Here is a 17,064-nt window from a genome sequence, read left to right on the forward strand (position 1 = left end):
ATATTTTCGGCAGGATAGTCTGTCAACCGAATGGATTATTGCGCCACGGCCGTTCCGCCCGGAACCGACTGGCGGCGCGCGAAACCTCCGGGTAGGGTGCCGCCACCATGATCTTCGCCCTCGACCTGGAAGGCTGCCTCGCCCCCGAAATCTGGCCCGCGCTGGGCGCGCAGTTCTCGGTCCGCGAGTTCTCGCTCACGACCCGCGACCTCGGCGACTTCGACGAGCTGATGCGCCTGCGCGTCGCGGCCGCGCGCGCGGCGGGTCTGCGCCTGGCCGACCTGCAGGTCATCGCGCACGCCGTCGAGCCCTACCTGGGCGCGCGCGAGTTCGTCGCCCGGCTGCGGGCCCTCGGCAACGTCATCATCATCTCGGACACGTTCCACGAGTTCGCCGACCCGATCGCCGCCAGGCTCGGCGGCGTCAACCTGTTCGCGAACCAGTTCGAGGTGGACGAGGCCGGCGAGCTCGCGGGCATCAAGCTGCGCATTCGCGGGCAGAAGGAGCGGCTCGTCACCGGCTTCAAGTCCGCCGGCTTCAAGGTCGCGGCCATGGGCGACAGCATGAACGACTACTCGCTGCTGGGCTCGTGCGACTACCCGCTGATGTTCCGCCCGGTCGAAGCGCTGCGCGCGAAGTTCCCCGGAGCGCCCGAGGCGCAGAACCTCGACGAGGCGCTGGCGTTCTTCACCGACGCGCGGCGCCGGCTGGACGAGAGCGAGAAGCAGGGCTGAAGGCGCGCCGCACGCGCGGCTCCTTTCTCCCTTCGCGCGAGGCCGCCGGACGGGCGCCGGGGCACGCTCAGCGCAGCGCGCGCGCCCAGTCGAGCAGCGCCCGCGCGTCGCCGAGATCGTCCAGCAGCAGGTCGGGCGCGTGCGGCGCGAGCTGCGCGCGCGTCCGGCCGCCGGTCGCGACGGCGACGGCGTGAGCGCCGGCGGCGCGGGCGCACTCGATGTCCAGCTCGGTGTCGCCCACGACCACGCAGCGCGAGGGCGGCGCGCCCCAGCGCTCGGCCGCCCGCGTGACGGCGACGCGCGCCATCGCGTTGCGGTCCGGCCCGTCGCTGGCGTAGGTGCCGAAGGCGAAGTGCTCGAACAGCCCGAACGCGGCGAGCTTGATCCGCGCGAACGGGGGCATGTTGCCCGTCAGCAGCCCGCGCACGTGCGCGGGCTCCGCCGCGATCGCATCCAGCAGCTCGCGCACGCCCGGCAGCACGTGTCCGCGCGTGCCGGCGAGCAACCGGCCCAGGTGCGCCCCGGTCGCGGACCAGAAGCGCTCGCGCTCGCCGTCGGAGAGCGCGCGGCCGTGCCGGGCGAGCACGTCGGCGAGGATGAGCGTGTCGGTGCGGCCGGCGAGAGCCACGCCGTCGAGCGCGCCCTCGATGCCGCACAGGTCGCGAAACGCCAGCTCGAGCGCTTCGCGGCCCGCGCCCTCGGTGCGCACGAGCGTGCCATCCACGTCGAACAGCCAGACCAGCGGCGGCGGCGAACGGTCCATGCCGCAGCCTAGCGAGTCGCGGCGATTTCGCGAAGCGCCCGGTCCGGGCTAGGATTCCGTGGCCTCGATGGTCGCGCCCCCGAACCCGAGAGGGACCTTGTCCCACGTGAGCGAAGCCGCGCGCAGGCCCCGCCTGCTCATCGTCGGTCCGCTGCCGCCCCCGATCGGCGGCGTGGAGACGTTCACGCAGGCGATCCTCGATTCGCCCGGGTTCGCGCCCTTCGAGATCGCGCACTGCGACACCACCAAGCGGCGCGCCAAATCCTCGCAGGGCCGTTTCGACGCGCTCAACTTCGGCTGGGCGTTCGTCCACGCCTGGCGGGTGCTGCGCGCGACGCGGCGCTTCCGCCCCGACGTCGTCTACGTGCCGGTCGCGGGGACGCTCTCGGGCGTGCTGCGCGACCTGGCGCTGGCCGCGATCGCCCGGCGCTCGGGCGCGCTCGTCCTCGGGCACCAGCACGCCGGCGACATCCGCGAGGTGCTCGCCCGGCGCGGCCTGCTCGGGCGGATCGTGCGCGCGGGCTTCGGCGGCTTCGACTCGATGCTGGTGCTGGGCGAACCGTGGCGCGCGCTGTTCGAGCGCTGGGGCCTGGCCTGCCCGATCGCCGTCTGCCCTTCGACCCTGCGGCGCGAGGTGTTCGAACGCGGCGCGGCGTTCACGAGCGAGGTCCGCCGCGAGGGCCCCGCGCGCGTCCTGTACGTCGGGCAGGTGGGTCGGCGCAAGGGCGTGCACGATCTGCTGCGCGCGCTGCGAAGGCTGCTCGACGAGGGCGAAGCGATCGAGCTGACCGTGGTCGGACCCGCCCAGCTCGAAGGCGAGCTCGAGGCGGCGAAGGCGCTCGCGGGCGAGCTGTCGCTCGATGGCCGGGCACGTTTCACCGGCGCGCTCACCGGTGAGGCGCTTTACGAGCAGTTCCGCTCCCACGACCTGTTCGCGCTGCCGAGCTACAACGAGGGGATTCCGGCGGTGCTGTACGAGGCCGGCGCGTTCGGCCTTCCGGTCGTGACCACGCCGGTCGGCGCGATCGCCGACCTGGTGCGCGACGGCGAGAACGGCCTGCTCGTCACGCCCGGAGACGCCGAGGCGCTCGCCGCGGCGCTGCGCCGCCTGAGCGGCGAGCCCGGGCTGCGCGAGCGGCTCGGCGCGCAGCTGCGGCGCGACGTGGAGGCCTTCCACCCCGACCGGGCCGCGGCGCGCATCGTCGCGGCGACGCGCGAGCTGCTCGCGGGCAGGGGCCGGCCGTGAGACGTGCGCGCTGGTACCTGGACCGGCTCGGAGCGATGTCGGCCGGCGAGATCGCGCACCGACTGGCCACCGCCGCCCGCGACCGCTGGTTCGTGCCCGCCTGGGAGCGCGAGTCGCCGCGCGAGGCGTTCGCGCGACTTTACTCGGAGCCCGCCGGGGCCGTGCTGGCCTCGCCGGTCGCCGCGCGCTGGCTGCATCCGCCGGTGACGGCGGACGGCTTCGCGGGCGCGTTCGACGAGGCGGCCGCGATCGCCGCCGGCCGCTGGCGGCTGTTCGGGCACGACGTCGCCCTCACGGACCCGCCGCGCTGGAACGCCAACCCGCTGACCGGCGCCGAGTGGCCCGACCTGCCGAGCTCCGCGCTCGATCCGCGGCGCGGCGATCTCGCCGGCGGCGCCAAGTACACGTGGGAGCTGGGCCGGCTGACGCCGCTTCCTTCGCTCGTGCTGGCGGCGCGGCTGCGCCGCGAGCCCGAGCACGCGGCGCGCGCCGCCCGCTGGCTCGCCGACTTCGCGGCCCACGCACCGCTTCGCCGCGGCATCCACCACACCAGCGGCATCGAGATGGCGCTGCGCGTGCTCACCGGCAGCGCCACGCTGGCGCTGCTCGGGCCCGAAGCGGTCGAGGAGCCCGAGGCGGTGCTCGGCCTGCTCGCGCAGCAGGCGCGCTGGTGCCGCGACCACCTGAGCCTCGGATCGAGCGCCAACAACCACCTGCTCGCCGAGCTCGCCGCGATCACCGTGGCGGGCTCGCTGTGGCCGGCGCTGCGCGGCGCCCGCTCGCTGCGCCGCTTCGGGCTTTCGCGCCTCGAGCGCGCGCTGCTCGCGCAGTTCCATCCCGACGGCGTGAACGCCGAGCAGGCGTTCGGCTACGTGCCGTTCGTCTGGGAGCTGGCGCTGATCGCGCTGAGCGCGGCCGAGCGCGCGGGCGAGTCCGTGCGCCCCGAAGTCTGGCAGCGGCTCGGCCTGTCGCTCGACTTCATGCGCGCCGTGCGCCTGCCCGACGGGCGCGTTCCGCAGGTGGGCGACGAGGACGACGGCCGCGTGCTGCTCGCCTGGGACGGCCCCACGCGCACCGATCTGGTCGGCAACGCGCTCGCGGCGCGCATCGGCGACGACGCGCTCGACGCGGGCGCGACCGGGCTCGCCGTGCTGCTGTTCGGCGCGGTCGGCCGCGCGCCGCGCGAGGCCGCCGACGGCATCCACAACTTCCCGCACGGCGGCTGGACGGTGTGGCGCGACCGCGGGCTGCTGGTCACCTTCGACCACGGCCCCCTCGGGCTCGGCACGCTCGCCGCGCACGGCCACGCCGACGCGCTGTCGGTGACCGTGTGGAACGGCGGCGACGGCGTGGTCGTGGACCCGGGCACGTTCGCCTACCAGGAGGACGAAGCCGCGCGCGGGCGCTGCCGCGGCACGCCCGCCCACGCCACCGTCCACTTCGGCGGCCGCAACCAGAGCCGCGCGCTGGGGCCGTTCCTGTGGGGCGCGCGCGCGCAGGTCGTCGCCAACGGCGACTTCCAGCTGTGCACGTGGGAAAGCGGCGAGCGACACGAGCGGCGCGTGGAAGTCGCCGGCCGCCTCGTGCGGATCGAGGACCGTGTCCGGGGCCGCGAGGCGCACGCGGTCTTTCCGCTCTCCCCCGGCGCCACGGTCACGCTCGCGGGCCAGCGCGCCGAGGTCGCCGTCGGCGCGACGCGCGCCCGCTTCGTCGCCGAGGGGCTGGCGCCATGGCGGCTCGAGCCCTCCGAGCACGCCCCGCGCTTCGGCTCGCGGGTCGCGGCCGCGCGGCTGACCGCGGCCTTCGGCGCCGAACGCGCCACGACCCGCATCGAGCTCGAGTAGGCGCGGGCCTTCGCACGCGCACCGGTCCGCGCGTCGCGGCGCGCGCTACCGGCCGTGGAAGAAGCGGTTCGGCTCGCCCTTCTCCCACGGGCGGTACGAGAGCGCGAAGCGGATGCGATCGGCGAGCGGCGGGTGACTGTAGAGCAGCAGTTTCACCCACTCGGACGGCTCGGGGTTCGAGCGGTTGTCCTGCGCCAGCTTGAGGAACGCGCGCGCCGCCGCGTCGTTGTCGTGCGTGATCTCGAGCGCGTAGACGTCGCTTTCGAGCTCGACGCCGCGCGACAGGGCGTTCAGCCCCGGCGTCGCCAGCGCCATCACGAGCGAAAGCGACAGCCACAGCGCCGGCAGCGCCGCCAGGTCGCCGGGGCCTTCGGCCTCCCAGCGGCGGCCCCACGCGGCCAGCATCCAGGCCGTGAGCCGCTCCGCCAGCCAGAAGACCGCGAACGCCCCGATCGCGATCACGAGGATGGACTTCCAGATGTGGCGGAGCACGTAGTGGCCCATCTCGTGACCCATCACCACCAGGATCTCGTCGCGCTGCATGGATTCGAGCGTCGTGTCCCACAGCACGATCCGCTGCGAGCCGCCGAAGCCGCTCACGTAGGCGTTGAGCTTCTTCGTGCGCCGGCTCATGTCCACCTGGAAGACGTGCTTCGCCGGGATGCCCGCGCGCGCGCCGAGCGCCAGGATGTCGCCGCGCAGGCCGGCGTCGCGCAGCGGCTCGAAACGGTTGAAGAGCGGATCGAAGACCAGCGGCTGCAGGATCACGGCCGCGAGCGCGATGGGCGCGGTGCCCGCGGCCAGGCGCCACCACCAGCCGCGCGGATGCCGGCGCACGACGCGCCAGGCGGCGTAGAGGATCGGGATCACGCCGAGGGCGACGAGGTTGAAGACCAGCGCCTTGAGCGTGTCGAGCAGCCAGCCCGGCAGCGTCTGCGTCGAGAGGCCGTACTGGTGTTCGAGCGCGAACTCCGAGTACCAGGCGAACGGCAGGCCGAGCAGCGTGGTCGCGGTCAGCAGCAGCGCGAAGTAGACCAGCACCCGCACGTACAGCCGGTGGCCGAGCGCGTGCGCGATGTCGCGGAAGCGCGCCGAGATTCCAGTGAAGAGCAGCACCAGCAGCACCAGCGCGCCGAGGATCGGGCCCGCGAAAGCCGTGACCACGCGCGTGTTCTGGTAGGCGCGATTGACCGGCGTGTAGGACGCGCGCGCTTCCGCCAGGTAATCGCGGGGCGGCGCGGGCGCGGACTCGGCGGTCCCGCCCGCCGTCATCGCCGCCGGGCCGGCCGGCCGCAGCGAGTCGGCGCTCACCGAGTCGGCGCGGATCATGACCGCGCCGGCCGTGCGAATCCCCGGCGCGCCGGCCAGCGCGAGCGCCGCGGCCGCGAGCAGCGCGGCGGCGGGGACGGCGATACGGCGCGGCGACGGCAGGGCGACCTCCTTAGGAATGGCGGGCGAAGCGGTGGGGCGTCGGCGGCGCGACCATAGCCGCACCGCCGCCCGCCGTCATGCGCTCATCGGCCGAGCGCCACCACCCGGCGCACGCGCGTGGCGCCGCCCGCGCCGAAGCGCGCCAGGTAGAGCCCCGCCGGCACCGGCGCGCCGGCGTCGTCGCGCAGGTCCCACGCGAACTCGTGCGCTCCGGCGGCGAACTCGCCGCCGGCGAGCCGGCGCACCCTGCGGCCGGCCGCATCGAAGATCTCGAGTCGCACCTCGGCGGCCGCGGGCAGCACGGCGGCGAAGCGCGTCACGTCGCGCGCCGGGTTGGGCGCCGCCGGGGCGAACCCCGATTCGGCCCGCGCGCCCTCCACCCCCGCCACCTGCGCGCTCGGCGCGTCGAAGGTGACCGCGACGGGCGGCAGCGTGCAGAGCAGGTCGGCGCCCGAGGGCGTGTCGGTGGCGATGTCGTAGACCCGCAGCGCCGGAGAGCCGAAGCTGTTGCGGCAGACCCACAGCTCGCCGCGGTCGTTGCGTTCGGCGTCCGACAGGCTGTAACCGCCCGGCGACCACAGCGCGCCGAGCGTCGTGCCGTCCGCCGCGCGCCAGCGGACGAGCGCGGTGTTGCCCGCCAGATCGGCGACGATCGCGTACGACTTCTGCGCGTCGTTCCAGACGACGTCGCTCACGTCGCCGCCCAGCTCGGCCTCGGTGATGGCGACGCCGCCGCTCGCAAGATGGACGGGATCGAGCCACTCGATGCCGCCGTCGAGCGCGCCGTAGTGTCCGGCGCAGCCGATCAGCAGACGGCTCGAGGCGGCGTCGAACTGGAACGTCGTCGCGGGGTTGGTGAGCTGCAACCGGATGGCCTGCGTTCCCGGCCGCGCCGGGTCGCAGTCCACGAGCGTGTCGGCGCGCGTGTCCACGACCGCGACCAGCGCGGTGTCGGTGGGCACGAAGCCGCCGGGTCGGTTCACGCGCTGCAGCGAGATGAAGAGCAGCGGCCCGACCATCACCATGCGGTCCATCTCGGGAACGCCGTCGGCGTCCGCGAACGCGGCCAGCGAGATCGTGCCGGTGTGCGCGCCGCTCTGCGGGTTCACGATCCACAGATCGGCGGACTCGAAGCGGGTGACGTACGCGCGGGTCGCCGAGGCGAAGGCGATGTCGTGCGGGTTCGAGCCGTTGCCGACCGAGAACTGCGGCCCGGTCGCGTAGCTCACGGGGTCCACGACCTGCACGTTGTCGCCACCGAAGCGGTTGACCACGTACAGGCGGCCCGCGTGGTAGCGCAGGCTCGCGTCCGAACCCGGGCCGGCGACGTCGCAGTGGTTCGTGCGCGGCGCCAGGTCCACCGCCGACAGGCTTCCGGTCGTCCAGTCCGTGCCGAAGACGAACGCCTTCGACGACGCGGCGAACGAAGGAGACGCCGCGGCCGCCACGAGAAGCAGCGCGAGGATGCGGGCGGCCGCGGCCGGGGGAAGAGCGAGGTGCGAGAGCATGCGGGTCTCCTTCGAAATCACGGGTGGGAAGGCTCCGGCCCCAGGCGTGCGTCGCAGGCGACGAACACGCTGCGGCCGGGAAGCGGATAGCCGCCGACGTCCTCGGCGTGCCGGTCGCCGAGGTTCTTGCCCTCGAGCGTCACGCGCACGCGCCCGAAGCCGCGCGAGAGCGACGCGCCGACGAGCGTGCGGCCGGGAGTGCGGCGGAAGTTGATCGGATCGAGAAAGCTGTCGCCCTCGTCCAGCACGTCGAGGGCCGCGGTCCACGGGCCGTGCCGCGCGTCGAGCCGCGCGTACGTCTCGTGCTCCGGCCGCTGCGGAATGCGCCGGCCGTGGTAGAGCGAGGCCGGGTCGGTCTGCAGCGCAGAGGTGCGGGTGCGCGCCCCCGAGAACGCCAGCGTGCGCCAGGCGGCCCGCCAGGCCAGCTCGTCGCCGCGGATCTCCGCCGCTCCGAGGTTGCCCGGGCGCGCGCTGCGCTGCGAAGCGGGCAGGAAGACGATGAGCTGGCGCAGGTGCGAGGCGAACACCGTCCATTCGAGCGAGGCCTCGAGCGCCCCGGCGCGGCCGCGCCAGGCGCCGCCCCCGTCCCAGCTCTCGCCGCGCTCGGGCACGAGCTTCGGATTGCCGAGCACGTCGCCCTGATTGCCGAACAGCTCGAGGAACTCCGGCGCGCGCGAACTCTTCGTCCAGTTGGCGCGCGCCTCGAAGCCGCGGCTCAGGCGCAGGCGCGCCCCGGCCTGCGGCGAGTTCAGCACGCGCGATTGATCGAGCGCGTAGGGCTGGCCGGCGACGAGCGTCGCGCGCAGCCGGTCGTGCTGGCGGTCCCAGCGGCGCGCGGCGTGCACGAGCAGCACGTCGTCGGCCAGGTGCAGCTCGAATCCCGCGTGCGCGCTCGAGGTCTCGCGGCGGCTGGGCGGCGGAGTCGGCAGGCCGAGCGTGGGCGGCGAGGGCCGCGCGTCCTCGCGCCGCGCGGCGAGCCCCGCGCTGGCGGTCAGCCAGCGCCAGCCGGCCGGAGAGGCCACCTCCGCACCGAGGCCGCGATCGAGGAACCCGTCGTCGATGTCCTGCACGCCCAGCCCCAGTTCGCCCTCGCGGTCGCGAAAGCGCGAGCGCTCGCGCTGGGCGTGGGCGCGCAGCGTGACGCCGGGCCGCGCCTTCGCGGGCGCGAGGGCCGCATCGAGCGCGCCGAGGTCGCGCGCGAAGGTGAGGCGCGGGTTCGGCGCCTGGTTCGCGCCGCGGCCCGGCACGCCCTGCGCCTTGCGGAACAGCTCGCCGCGCGCGGTGAAGCTCAGGTCCTCGCGCGGCGACCAGACGACGCGACCCAGGGCGGTGCCGGCGTCGTAGCGCGAGTTCCGTCGCGTCGTCCACTCGTCGTCGGCGGTGTTGTAGCGCGTGTCGTTGTCGTCGAAGAAGCGGAAGTCGCCACCGGAGCCCTGCCAGCCCGCGTGCGCGAGCCAGGCGAACGCTCCGCGGTGGTCTCCCCAAGTCGCGCGCGTCTCGGCCGTGCCGAAGGAGCCGTACGCCGCGCGCGCGTTTGCGAGATGCGGGGCTCCGGCGGTCACCAGGTTCACCGCACCGCCCGGGGTGGCTGAGCCGAAGCCGAGCGGCGCGAGCCCGCGATAGACCTCGACGCGCTCGACCGCGGTGACGGGCAGGTCGGCGAGGTTCACGACGCCGTGCGCCGCCGAGGTCAGCGGCACGCCGTCGAGGAAGACCGACACCTGCCCCGCCGGCGCGCCGCGAAGCGAGAGCGTGCTGAACGAGCCGAGGCCCCCGTACTGCGTCACGCGCACGCCGGCCGCGGCCGACAGCACCTCCGAGAGCGACTCGATCGCGCGGTTCGACGCTCCCGCGGGCAGGTCGGTGACGCTGGCGGTGGGCAGGCGGCGTCGCGCGTCGAGCCGCGCGCGCTCGCGGCGGACCTCGATCGCCGGCAGCGTCGCGACCGGCCGCGGCAGCGAGTCGGTCGCGACGGGCGACGCGATCGCGCCCGGCGCCGCGGCCGGGGCCGCGGCCCCGTCGGGCGGGCCGCTCAGTGCGGTGATGAGAAGCAGCTCGATCACGGCGTCCTTCGCGCTCGAATCGAAAAGCCCCGCCGTCGCGGTGGTCGGTCGCGAGGGCGGGGCGGCGCGGAAGTCCGCGGCTGCCGCGCGCCTTCAACCGAGGCGACGGGCCTGTGGCTTCCGGGCAGGTTTCCTGACTTGGGCGCCGCAGCGGTTTCGCCGCGGCTCGCGCGCCTTCCCCGCGGCAGGGCCGCGAGTGGCGTTGCTGCGCGATGCGCCCATCACAGTGGCGGGACCGTGCGGGATTCTCACCCGCTTCCCTGTTACCCCACGCGATGCGGGCACCCGGAAGATGTCGGCGCGCACCATGCACGCGAACCGCGCGCTTCGTCAACCGGGATCGCGCGCGGCCGGTTCGGGCGCACGTCCGCGCCGCGCCGCGCGCGCCGCGCCGACGGCCGCGCGGGTCAGGAGGACTTCGCCGCCTCGGCCAGATCGCGCGCCCGCGCGAACACCGCGTGCCACATCGCTCGCGTCAGCTTGCCGGTGTTGGTGTTCTGGCGGCTGGGGTGAAAGCTCGAGAGCAGCACGCGCCCGTCGGGCAGCCGTGCCTCGGCGCCGTGCGCGAAGGCGGGGCGCTCGCGGGGAGCGAGCTTCGCCCACCAGCCGCTCGCGCGCAGGAAGGCCTCGTGGCCGATGCGGCCGAGCGCGACGACGACGCGCAGGCGTTCGAGCAGCCGGAGTTCGGCGGCGAGGTGGTCGCGGCAGTTCGCGAGTTCCCCGGGCAGCGGCTTGTTGCCGGGCGGCGCGCAGCGGGCGGCCGCGCCGATCCAGCAGTCGCGCAGCCGCAGGCCGTCGTCGCGCGAGACGCTCGTCGGCTGGTTCGCGAAGCCGTGGCGGTGAAGCGCTTCGAACAGCCAGTCGCCGCTCGAATCGCCGGTGAACATGCGGCCGGTGCGATTGGCGCCGTGCGCCGCCGGCGCGAGACCGACCAGCATCACGCGGGCGCGCGGGTCGCCGAAACCCGGCACCGGGCGGCCCCAGTAGTCCTCGTCGCGGTGGGCGCGCTTCCGGACGCGCGCGACCATCGCGCAGTACTCGCGCAGGCGCGGGCAGCGCTCGCACACGACGATCGCCCGGCCGAGCGCCTCGAGCGTGGGCCAGCGGCCCGGGGCCTGGCGCGCCGTCGCGCGTTTCACGGGCCCCCCAGCCAGGTCACCCGGCGCACGAGCACGCCGCGCGAGTCCTCGGCGCGCGCGAAGTAGATTCCGGGCGCCGCGCGCCCGCCGCGCTCGCGCTCGCCGCTCCAGCGCAGCGTGGCCTCACCGCCCTCCACGGCGCGCGACCAGACGCGCCGTCCGGCGACGTCGAGCAGCTCGAGCCTCGCCGGTCCGCTCACGCCCGCGAGCGTGAAGGTCACGCCGTCCCGCGCCGGGTTGGGCGCGATCGCCAGTCGCAGTCCGCCGCGCCCCGAGCGCAGCGAATCGAGCGCGCCCGAGAAGCGCAGCAGCGCGAAATCGCCGGCGGCGAGATCCAGCGTCACGCGCCGGTCCGCTCCGACGGCGAGCGGCTCCCAGTCGCCGGCGTCCCGCCAGCGCCACGCGCGCCGGCCCGCGGAGGCGAGCACCAGAGCGACCGTGCGCGCGGCGCTCGAATCGGCGCTGGCGACGAACAGCCACGGCGCGCCCGAGGAGTCGGCGAACGTGCCGAGCGCCGCCCGGCCCTCCACCGACGCGAGCAGCGAGTCGGGCGAAAACGCGGTGCCCCCTGCGGGCACGGAGCCGGCGTGCTCGGTCGAGAGCCACTGCACGCCCGCGAGCGCCTCACCCAGCGGGAGCAGCCGCGCGTTCAGCGTCCGCACGGCGTCGTAGAGCGCGGTGCGCCCGCCCTCCCAGGTGATCATCGCCGGCCGCCAGTTCCACTGCGGATCCGGCGGCGGCGTCCAGTAGGTGAAGATGCCGATGCCGCGCGCGCCGTAGGCGAGCCAGTGCGCCACCTGCCAGCGCAGCAGCGGCGGCGTCGCCTCGCGGAACGGGCCGTGCCCGACGAGCTGGACGATGCCCCAGAACGGCAGGCCGCTCTCGCGCGCGACCGCCGCGAGGCCGGCGACGTTTTCGACGAACTCCCCGCGGTCGCCCGATTCGAGGAAGTCGTAGTGGTCGTTGCAGAGCACCGCCGGGTGCACCTCGCGCACGTAGGCGCGCGTGTAGTCGAGCCACGCTTCGCGGCTCGCGAACACCTGCCGCCCCCGCAGGTTGTTCCACGACAGGTGCCCGGGGTCGCGCTCGCGCAGCAGCGCGAAGTACCAGGCCTTCTCGGCGAAGTCCTCGCGCCCCGGCTCGTCGCCCAGGTAGTAGCCGAGGAACGCGGGGTCGTCGCGATAGCGCGCCGCGACCGAGTCCGCCCAGGCGAGCCCCGTGCTGTCGCCCGGCGGGACCCGCGCGAGGTCCATGTCGAGGAGCAGATTCCGAACGCCCAGCGGGCGCGTCCAGGCGAGCCGGTCGCGGTTGTCGGCGACGGTTCCGGAGTCCTGCCACGCGAGCACGGTGACGTTGAAGCCGGCCCGTGCCAGCTCGGCGTACCGCTCCGCCGAAGCCTGCGCGCGCGGCGGGCTGACCCAGCCGAAGAGCGCGAAGCGTGGCACGGCGGGGCCCGCGGCGCCCGTCGCGGCGGCGCGCGGGGCGGCGATCCTTCCGGGCGCCGCGAGCCGGTCGCCCGCGCCCGTCGCGGCGAGCAGCAGCGCCGCGAGCAGGCCGATGTCCATTCGTTGCATGTGGGTCACGTCGGACTTGACCGGGTCTTGAAAGGCCCGGGGCGATACTCTAGCTTCCCCCGGTGCTCGACCGATTGCGGGGCCTTCTCATCGGAGGCCGAAAGAACCTCTTCGACCCACGCATCCACCACCAGCTCGCGCTGATCGCGTTCTTCGCGTGGGTGGGACTGGGTTCGGACGGGCTTTCGTCCTCGTCCTACGGCCCCGAAGAGGCGTTCCTCGCCCTCGGGCAGCACACCCACCTCGCACTCTACCTGACCGTGGCCACGGTGTTCACGGTCTTCCTGATCGCCGCGTCGTACACCCAGATCATCGAGCTGTTCCCGAGCGGCGGCGGCGGTTACCTGGTCGCGACCAAGCTGCTCGGCAGCGCGCCCGGCGTGGTCTCGGGCGCCGCGCTGGTCGTGGACTACGTGCTCACGATCTCGATCTCGGTGGCCTCGGGCTGCGACGCCATCTTCTCGTTCCTGCCGCACGGCTGGATGGCGCTGAAGCTGCCCATCGAGCTGCTGCTGGTCGCGGGACTCACCGGGCTGAACCTGCGCGGGATCAAGGAATCGGTGTCGGTGCTGATGCCGATCTTCGTCGCCTTCGTCCTCTCGCACTTCTTCATGATCGTCTACGGCGTGGCGACGCACCTGCCGCAGGTGCACACGCTGGTCGGCGACACGGTCGCCGACACCCGCAGCGCGGTGAACGAGCTGGGCTGGGTCACGGTCGTGCTGCTGTTCCTGAAGGCGTTCTCGCTCGGCGGCGGCACGTTCACGGGCATCGAGGCGGTCAGCAACAGCACCGCCATGCTGCGCGAACCCCGGGTCGAGACCGGCAAGCGGACCATGGCCTACATGGCGTTCTCGCTGTCGTTCACCGCCGGCGGCATCCTGCTCTGCTACCTGCTGTTCGGCATCGAGCACCAGACGGGCAAGACGCTCAACGCCGTTCTGTGGGAGTCCATGACGCGAAGCTGGAACGCGGACGGCTGGGACTTCGGCCGGTGGATCGTGGTCTTCACACTGCTCTCCGAGGGGGCGCTGCTGTTCGTCGCCGCCCAGACCGGCTTCATCGCCGGGCCCGCCACGCTGGCGGCGATGGCGGTGGACAACTGGGTGCCCAAGCGCTTCGCGCACCTCTCGGAGCGGCTCGTCACCCAGAACGGCATCGTGACGATGGGACTCGCGGCGGTCGCGACGCTGCTCTACACACAGGGCTCGGTGAAGATCCTCGTCGTCATGTACTCGATCAACGTGTTCCTCACCTTCACGCTGTCGCAGATGGGCATGGTGCGGCACTGGTGGAACCTGCGGGCGACGCTGCCCCACTGGCGGCGCGCGATCTCGCTCGCGACGCTCGGCACGCTCGTCACGGGCGCCATCCTGGTCGTCACCTCGATCGTCAAGTTCAAGCACGGCGGCTGGGTCACGCTGGTCGTGACCGGCACGTTCGTCGCGCTCTGCATGCTGGTCCGGCGCCATTACCATCAGGTGCGCGGCGTGCTCAAGAGCCTCGACGAGGTGCTCACCGACCTGCCGCTGCCCGAGCGCGAGGTCGCGCCCGAACTGGCGCCCGACGGGCCGACCGCCGTGGTGCTCGTCGAGGCGTACGCCGGCCTCGGCATCCACACGCTGCTGTCGGTGCAGCGCATGTTCCCGCGCCATTTCAAGAACCTCGTGTTCGTCTCGGTCGGGCTCGTGGACTCGGGCCAGTTCAAGGGCACCGAGAGCGTCGCAGCGCTCGAGGAAAAGGTCCGCGGCGACCTCGAGAAGTACGTCGAGCTGGGCATGCGCATGGGCTACTACTCCGAATACCGCTTCACGCTCGGCACCGACCTGATCGAGGAACTCGAGCACATCTGCCTCGACCTGCAGAAGGAGTTCCGGCGCTCGATGGTGTTCGCCGGCCAGCTCGTCTTCCAGCGCGAGACGGTGTTCACGCGCACGCTCCACCACGAGACGGCGTTCTCCATCCAGCGCCGGCTCCAGTTCGCGGGCATCCAGGTGATCATCCTGCCGATCCGGGTCTGGGAGCAGAAGCGATCGGCCTGAAGCCCGGAGCCGGTGCGCCGGGCGGTGCGGGAGGTTTCATGTACGGCATTGACCTGCAGGGCCGGCACGCGCTCGTCATGGGCGTCGCCAACCATCGCAGCCTGTCGTGGGCGATCGCCGAGTGCGTCGCCCGGGCCGGGGCGCAAGTGTGTCTGACCTACGCCAGCGAACGGCTGCGGCCCGACGTCGAGGCCCTGGCCGCGACGATCCCGGGCGCGATCACGATCGGCTGCGACGTGACCCGCGACGAGGAGATCGACGCGGTCGCCAGGCAGCTCGGCGAGCGCTGGGGCTCGATCGAGATGCTCGTGCACGGCATCGCGTTCGCGCGCAAGGAGGACCTCGAGGGCGGCTTCGTCGCGACGCCGCGCGAGGGCTTCCAGCTCGCGCTCGAGGTGAGCGCGTACTCGTACCTCAACGTCGTCCACCGCACGCTGCCGCTGCTCGAGAAGAACGGCGCGAGCGTCCTCACGCTCACCTACCTCGCCGCCACCCGGGCGATCCGCAACTACAACGTCATGGGCAGCGCCAAGGCGGTGCTCGAACAGGCGACGCGGCAGATGGCGTTCGAGCTGGGCGCGCGCGGGATTCGCGTGAACGCCCTGTCGGCGGGCCCGGTGAACACGCTCGCGGCGCGCGGCATTCGCGGATTCACCGAGATGCTCAAGGAGCACGCCGGCCAGGCGCCGCTCGCGCGCGGCATCACCAAGGAGGAGGTCGGAACCGCCGGCCTGTTCCTGCTCTCCGACCTGGCGAGCGGCATCACCGGCACGACGCTCTACGTGGACGCCGGCTGGCACATCCTCGGCATGTGATGGCGTCCCGCTTCGCCCTCGCGCGCCCCGCCACGCTGCTGATCGCGGCCGCGTGCACGATCGGCGCCGCACCGGCGAGCGCGCAGGCGCCGGCCGCGCGCGCGCTGCCCGAGAGCACGACGGTGATCCTGCTCGGCACCGGCATGCCGGTGCCCAACCACCTCGCGCAGGGTCCGGCGACGGCGGTCGTCGCGGGCGGGCGGCTGTTCGTGTTCGACGCCGGCCCGGGCGTGATGCGGCAGATGGACGCCGCCGGGCTTCCCTACCGCGGCGGGGCGATCACGGCGCTGTTCCTCACCCACCTGCACAGCGACCACACGCTCGGCTACCCGGACGTCCTCCTCACCTCGTGGGTGATGGGCCGCCGTACGCCGCTGCGCGTCGTCGGGCCGCCCGGCACGCGGCGCATGACCGAGCGGATCCTCGAGGCCTGGAGCGAGGACATTGACGTGCGCACGAACGGCCTCGAGCGCGGCCAGCCCGGCGGCTGGCGCGCGGATGTGCGCGAGACGGGCGGCGGCGTGGTGTACGACTCGGCCGGCGTCACCATTCGCGCGATCCCGGTGATGCACGGCGACTGGAAGCACGCGCTCGCCTACCGCGTGGACGCGCCCGGCAAGTCGGTGGTGATCTCCGGCGACACCGCGCCCTGCCCCGCGCTCGAACAGGCCGCCCGCGGCGTGGACGTGCTGATCCACGAGGTCTACCCGGAGGTGCGCCTGAAGCCCGAGGACCGCCCGGGCGGAGACGCGTGGCCCAGGTACATGCACGCGTTCCACACCTCCGACCGCGAGCTCGGCGCGATCGCCGCGCGCGCGCAGCCAAAGCGCCTCGTGCTCCACCACATCGTGCGCATGGGCGGCACCGACGAGGAACTGATCGCGGGCGTGCGCGCCGGCGGATTCACCGGGCCGGTGACCATCGGGCATGACCTCGAGCGCTACTGACGGTGACCGGCCCGGTCCACGGACCGCGAAGACCCCGCATCGCGGGTCGGTCCCGCCCGCCGGAGCGCCGGGCGCGCCCCGCGACAATGGCTTCAAGCCCGGGCGCGGCGGGTCCGATACCCGATCCGGATTCCCGCCTTCCGGAGGCCCCATGCTCACCCTGAGCGGCACGCTCGACCCGTTCCTGCCCATCCAGATCCTGCGCCTGCTCCAATCGGCGCGGGCGACCGGACGGCTCGAGTTCACCCGCGGGGACGAGTGCGCCGAGGTCTTCGTGCTCGACGGCCTGTCGGCCTTCACGCGGACGTCCGCGCTGCACCAGCGCCTCGGCGACGTGCTGGCCGAAGCCGGTCTCGTCCATCCCGAGGCCACCGAGTTCGCCGCCGCCTGGCAGCAGGACGTGCCCGGCAAGCGCCTCGGCCAGGTGCTCGTCGAAAGCGGCGCGCTCACGCCCGAACAGCTCGACTGGGCCGTGCTCGAGGTTCAGCGGCGCATCCTGCGCGACCTGCTCCTCTGGCAGGACGGCGCCTTCGCCTTTCACCGCGGCGAGTGCGCGGTGGACGAGGACATCACGCTCGACCTCGACCTGGACCGCCTGCTGACCGAAGCCCTGCGGTCGCGCGAAGCCGCCGAGCTCGCGACCCGGACCGACCGCGCCGCCTGACCGTGCCGGGCGCGCGGGGCGCCGATGGCGCACGCGCGGAGGGTGTGGGATTCGCGATGGAGCCGCGACCGTGCACAGTCCGACGGCGCGCGAGTGAGTAGGTCGTCCTTCGCGCGTCCGGAAGCGCGATCTGGGTGGACGCATCCCGGTCTCCCGCCCGCCCTCACGCCCCAGGCGCTGGCGCCTGGACACGCCTCGCGCTCGCGGGGGCCAGGCACGTGAGTGCGTGCCGAAAGAGGTCCTCGAGCGGCAGCTCGAGCCGGTCCGCGAACCGCGACGCCGCCCACCTGGCCT

The 17,064-nt window shown here is 73.9% G+C and carries 13 protein-coding genes and 1 riboswitch; of the genes, 7 read left to right on the top strand and 6 right to left on the bottom strand.

Features of this window, described 5'->3' with window-relative positions:
• Window positions 1-107 precede the first annotated feature (107 nt).
• On the top strand, window positions 108-734 hold the full coding sequence (gene thrH, locus IT347_04335) for a bifunctional phosphoserine phosphatase/homoserine phosphotransferase ThrH (protein ID MCC6348806.1): 627 nt from the start codon (window positions 108-110) through the stop codon (window positions 732-734).
• 67 nt (window positions 735-801) lie between these two features.
• On the opposite strand, the gene IT347_04340 is transcribed toward thrH, so the two are convergent.
• Window positions 802-1,497, bottom strand: a complete 696-nt coding sequence (locus IT347_04340; protein MCC6348807.1) for a haloacid dehalogenase-like hydrolase — start codon at window positions 1,495-1,497, stop codon at window positions 802-804.
• 97 nt (window positions 1,498-1,594) lie between these two features.
• Between IT347_04340 and IT347_04345 the strand changes: the two genes are divergently transcribed.
• On the top strand, window positions 1,595-2,743 hold the full coding sequence (locus IT347_04345) for a glycosyltransferase family 4 protein (GenBank protein ID MCC6348808.1): 1,149 nt from the start codon (window positions 1,595-1,597) through the stop codon (window positions 2,741-2,743).
• Window positions 2,740-4,587 (top strand): alginate lyase family protein, encoded by a 1,848-nt coding sequence (locus IT347_04350; GenBank protein MCC6348809.1) that lies wholly within the window; start codon window positions 2,740-2,742, stop codon window positions 4,585-4,587. Before IT347_04345 ends, IT347_04350 begins: the two co-directional genes overlap by 4 nt.
• A 45-nt stretch (window positions 4,588-4,632) precedes the next feature.
• Here IT347_04350 and IT347_04355 read toward each other — a convergent pair whose 3' ends face one another.
• The 5 genes from IT347_04355 to IT347_04375 form a co-directional block, all read right to left on the bottom strand.
• Window positions 4,633-6,081 (bottom strand): M48 family metallopeptidase, encoded by a 1,449-nt coding sequence (locus IT347_04355; protein ID MCC6348810.1) that lies wholly within the window; start codon window positions 6,079-6,081, stop codon window positions 4,633-4,635.
• Window positions 6,082-6,101: 20 nt separating this feature from the next.
• Complete coding sequence (locus IT347_04360) at window positions 6,102-7,526, bottom strand: hypothetical protein (protein ID MCC6348811.1); 1,425 nt, start codon at window positions 7,524-7,526, stop codon at window positions 6,102-6,104.
• A gap of 17 nt (window positions 7,527-7,543) precedes the next feature.
• Window positions 7,544-9,589 carry a TonB-dependent receptor gene (locus IT347_04365; protein MCC6348812.1) on the bottom strand — a complete coding sequence of 682 codons (2,046 nt, stop codon included), beginning with the start codon at window positions 9,587-9,589 and terminating at the stop codon, window positions 7,544-7,546.
• 105 nt (window positions 9,590-9,694) lie between these two features.
• Window positions 9,695-9,893, bottom strand: a riboswitch (cobalamin riboswitch).
• A gap of 103 nt (window positions 9,894-9,996) precedes the next feature.
• The gene (locus tag IT347_04370) at window positions 9,997-10,617 is read right to left on the bottom strand and encodes a uracil-DNA glycosylase (GenBank protein ID MCC6348813.1); all 621 of its coding nucleotides are present in this window, start codon (window positions 10,615-10,617) and stop codon (window positions 9,997-9,999) included.
• A 107-nt stretch (window positions 10,618-10,724) separates the two neighbouring features.
• Window positions 10,725-12,302, bottom strand: coding sequence for a T9SS type A sorting domain-containing protein (locus tag IT347_04375; protein ID MCC6348814.1), 1,578 nt, complete (start codon window positions 12,300-12,302; stop codon window positions 10,725-10,727).
• Window positions 12,303-12,364: 62 nt separating this feature from the next.
• On the opposite strand from IT347_04375, the gene IT347_04380 reads away from it, so the two are divergent.
• The 4 genes from IT347_04380 to IT347_04395 all read left to right on the top strand — a co-directional run bounded on the left by IT347_04380 (window position 12,365) and on the right by IT347_04395 (window position 16,770).
• A complete protein-coding gene (locus IT347_04380) occupies window positions 12,365-14,344 on the top strand; it encodes an APC family permease (protein ID MCC6348815.1) in 1,980 nt (659 codons plus the stop codon).
• A 38-nt stretch (window positions 14,345-14,382) separates the two neighbouring features.
• The gene (locus IT347_04385; GenBank protein ID MCC6348816.1) at window positions 14,383-15,159 is read left to right on the top strand and encodes an enoyl-ACP reductase; all 777 of its coding nucleotides are present in this window, start codon (window positions 14,383-14,385) and stop codon (window positions 15,157-15,159) included.
• A complete protein-coding gene (locus IT347_04390; GenBank protein ID MCC6348817.1) occupies window positions 15,159-16,106 on the top strand; it encodes an MBL fold metallo-hydrolase in 948 nt (315 codons plus the stop codon). Before IT347_04385 ends, IT347_04390 begins: the two co-directional genes overlap by 1 nt.
• A 151-nt stretch (window positions 16,107-16,257) precedes the next feature.
• Window positions 16,258-16,770, top strand: coding sequence for a DUF4388 domain-containing protein (locus IT347_04395; protein MCC6348818.1), 513 nt, complete (start codon window positions 16,258-16,260; stop codon window positions 16,768-16,770).
• Window positions 16,771-17,064 lie beyond the last annotated feature (294 nt).

The organism is Candidatus Eisenbacteria bacterium, from assembly GCA_020847735.1.
Classification (GTDB): Bacteria; Eisenbacteria; RBG-16-71-46; order RBG-16-71-46; family RBG-16-71-46; genus CAIXRL01.